The 2103-nt window shown below is 67.1% G+C and carries 4 protein-coding genes; all 4 read right to left on the reverse strand.

What is annotated here, in order from left to right:
• A partial coding sequence (locus ACUXPL_RS12010; RefSeq protein WP_435871079.1) for a hypothetical protein occupies positions 1 to 532 on the reverse strand: 532 nt, incomplete at its 3' end.
• A 136-nt stretch (positions 533 to 668) separates the two neighbouring features.
• Positions 669 to 998 carry a DMT family transporter gene (locus ACUXPL_RS12015; RefSeq protein WP_363678210.1) on the reverse strand — a complete coding sequence of 110 codons (330 nt, stop codon included), beginning with the start codon at positions 996 to 998 and terminating at the stop codon, positions 669 to 671.
• The gene (locus tag ACUXPL_RS12020; RefSeq protein ID WP_002857204.1) at positions 998 to 1342 is read right to left on the reverse strand and encodes a DMT family transporter; all 345 of its coding nucleotides are present in this window, start codon (positions 1340 to 1342) and stop codon (positions 998 to 1000) included. The genes ACUXPL_RS12015 and ACUXPL_RS12020 overlap by 1 nt, the downstream gene beginning before the upstream one ends.
• Positions 1339 to 1869, reverse strand: coding sequence for a TetR/AcrR family transcriptional regulator (locus tag ACUXPL_RS12025; RefSeq protein WP_002857203.1), 531 nt, complete (start codon positions 1867 to 1869; stop codon positions 1339 to 1341). Before ACUXPL_RS12025 ends, ACUXPL_RS12020 begins: the two co-directional genes overlap by 4 nt.
• Between the last annotated feature and the right edge of the window lie 234 nt (positions 1870 to 2103).

Below are 2103 nucleotides of genomic sequence, written 5' to 3' on the forward strand. Positions count from 1 at the left end.
GCCGGAGGTCCTCTTGCAGGGCGCGCATCGTCGCGGAGACCTCGGGCGTGTAGAAGACGGTCCGGGCGCGGTGGGCCGCGGCATAGATCTTGGTGACGTTCACCTCGTCGGGCGTCGGTTCGTGGTTTGTGAGCTCGTTCCCGGTGCCGGCGCGGCCGGCCCACCAGGTGTTCGAGAGAATCTGGCCCGGGTTAAGAACCGGGATGGGGCGTTCGTAGCGCTTGACGAGGTAGGGCGCGAGGAGCCGGTCGGAGTCGTCGGGGATGACTATGGGCGGATTAAAGGTGACGGTGATGTCTCGCGCGGGGGTCGGTCCGAGGTTGGTGATGATGAAGTCGATGGAGGAGTCGCTATCGACCGCGGGGCGGAACTCGGCGGCGATCATCGGCTGGGATCGGGCTTTGCTGTCCAGGGCGGCGGAGATGAGCGCGATGATCGCGACGAGCGCGGCGACAACGCCGGCGACGGCGCCGATCGCGCTGCCGTACTCGTTGATCCAGGTCCAGGCCTCGAGCACGCTCATCCGGGTCATGAGGTGAGCGTAGCTGCGAGGCGGAACTGGCTAGAGAGACGGGGCGCGTCGTCTGGACATCGTGCCGCCGCAGGCTCTGAGGCGCCGGCGGCCGCGGATCGCGCCTGAGATGGATCGGCGGCCACCGGCGCGGGGGTCAGTGCGCGGCTCCGAGCTCGATCATGAGCACCCCGACGATGATCAGGCCGATACCGGCCGCCATCACCTTGGTCAGCGGTTCCTTGAAGAGGATGCGGCTGAGGACCGCGGTGAGCGCGACACCGGACGCGGCCCAGATGCCGTAGGTGACTCCGAGGGCCAGGCCCTCCACGAGGGCCATGGTGATGCCGAAGAACGCGATGCCGTAGCCGCCGAGGACGGCGAGCAGCCACAGGCCCTTCTTCTTGGAGCCGGAGGTCGCCATGCGCAGCGAGAGGGTGCCGGCGACCTCGAAGATGATCGCGATGATGAGGAACAGGTAGGCCATCAGACGGTCCCTTCACGCTTCTTCGTCGCGGCCTGCGAGCCGAGCTCGACGCACAGGACCCCGCCGATGACGACGGCGATGCCGAGGGTCATCAGCGCGGTCAGCGGCTCTCCGAAGATGACTGCGGAGAGGATCGCGGTCAGGGCCACTCCGGCGGCTCCCCAGATGCCGTACCCGACGCCGAGGGGCATGCCCTGCTTGAGCGCGCCGGCCAGGAGCGTGAACGTTCCGATGTAGCCGACCGCGACGAGCGCGAAGAATCCGGGGGCGTCGACGGCAGCTTTCAGTGACAGGGAGCCTGTCACCTCGAGCGCGATCGCCCCGGCGAGGAACACCCACTTCATTTCTGTACTCCTTCATCGATCAGTCGTTGGGCGATGCCGCGCACGAGTGCACGCTGCTCACCGGTCATGCTCAGAAGTCCGAGCGCCTGGTCGGTCCAGGCGCCGTCAGCGATCAGACGCGCCGACTGCAACGCGGCTTTCTGGCCAGCGTCGCCGGGTGCGTCCTCCCCGAACCAGGGCCGCAGGCGCTCCCGCCACTGGGCGGCGAGAGTGTCGCGCAGCTTCACATCCGCGAGCAGCGCGAGATCGCCCCCGTCGAAATCGGAGAGCACCTCGAAGTCCACATACGCGCGCAGCCGCTCGACCGGATCGGTGACCTCCCCGATCGTCGCGGCGAGCTGTCCCTCCCAGAGGTCCATCACCCGATTGACGACGCCGACCATCAGCGCCTCCTTCGAGGAGAAGTGATGCACCACCCCCGCCTTACTCATGCCTGCTTCGGAGGCGACGGAATCGATCGTCACCACGCCACCGCGCCGCAGCACGGCGATCGCATCATCGAGCAGCTGCTCGGTCGTCTTTGCCATGCCCCGAGAGTACCGACCAAACGTTTGGTCGGTCAAGTGACATAGCGCTATGGGTAGCAGGCGTCCCGTAAGGGGATCGCTTACCGGCACACACAGATACGACGCCGAGCGCCGCGAAAATCCGCGGCGCCGAGTGTCCCGTGTGAGCAGCTTCGCTCTGTGTCGCGGTTTTCGCTGCGTTCCGTGTCGGGTTAGGTGGTGCCGATGACGAGGGTGCTGCGGGCGGCTTCGACG

It is taken from the genome of Micrococcus sp. 140720015-1 (assembly GCF_053627595.1).

Excerpts from the sequence above, each read along its gene's own strand:
- ACUXPL_RS12015 (WP_363678210.1), bottom strand. The coding sequence starts at position 998 with ATGGCCTACCTGTTCCTCATCATCGCGATCATCTTCGAGGTCGCCGGC.
- ACUXPL_RS12025 (WP_002857203.1), bottom strand. The coding sequence starts at position 1,869 with ATGGCAAAGACGACCGAGCAGCTGCTCGATGATGCGATCGCCGTGCTG.
- ACUXPL_RS12020 (WP_002857204.1), bottom strand. The coding sequence starts at position 1,342 with ATGAAGTGGGTGTTCCTCGCCGGGGCGATCGCGCTCGAGGTGACAGGC.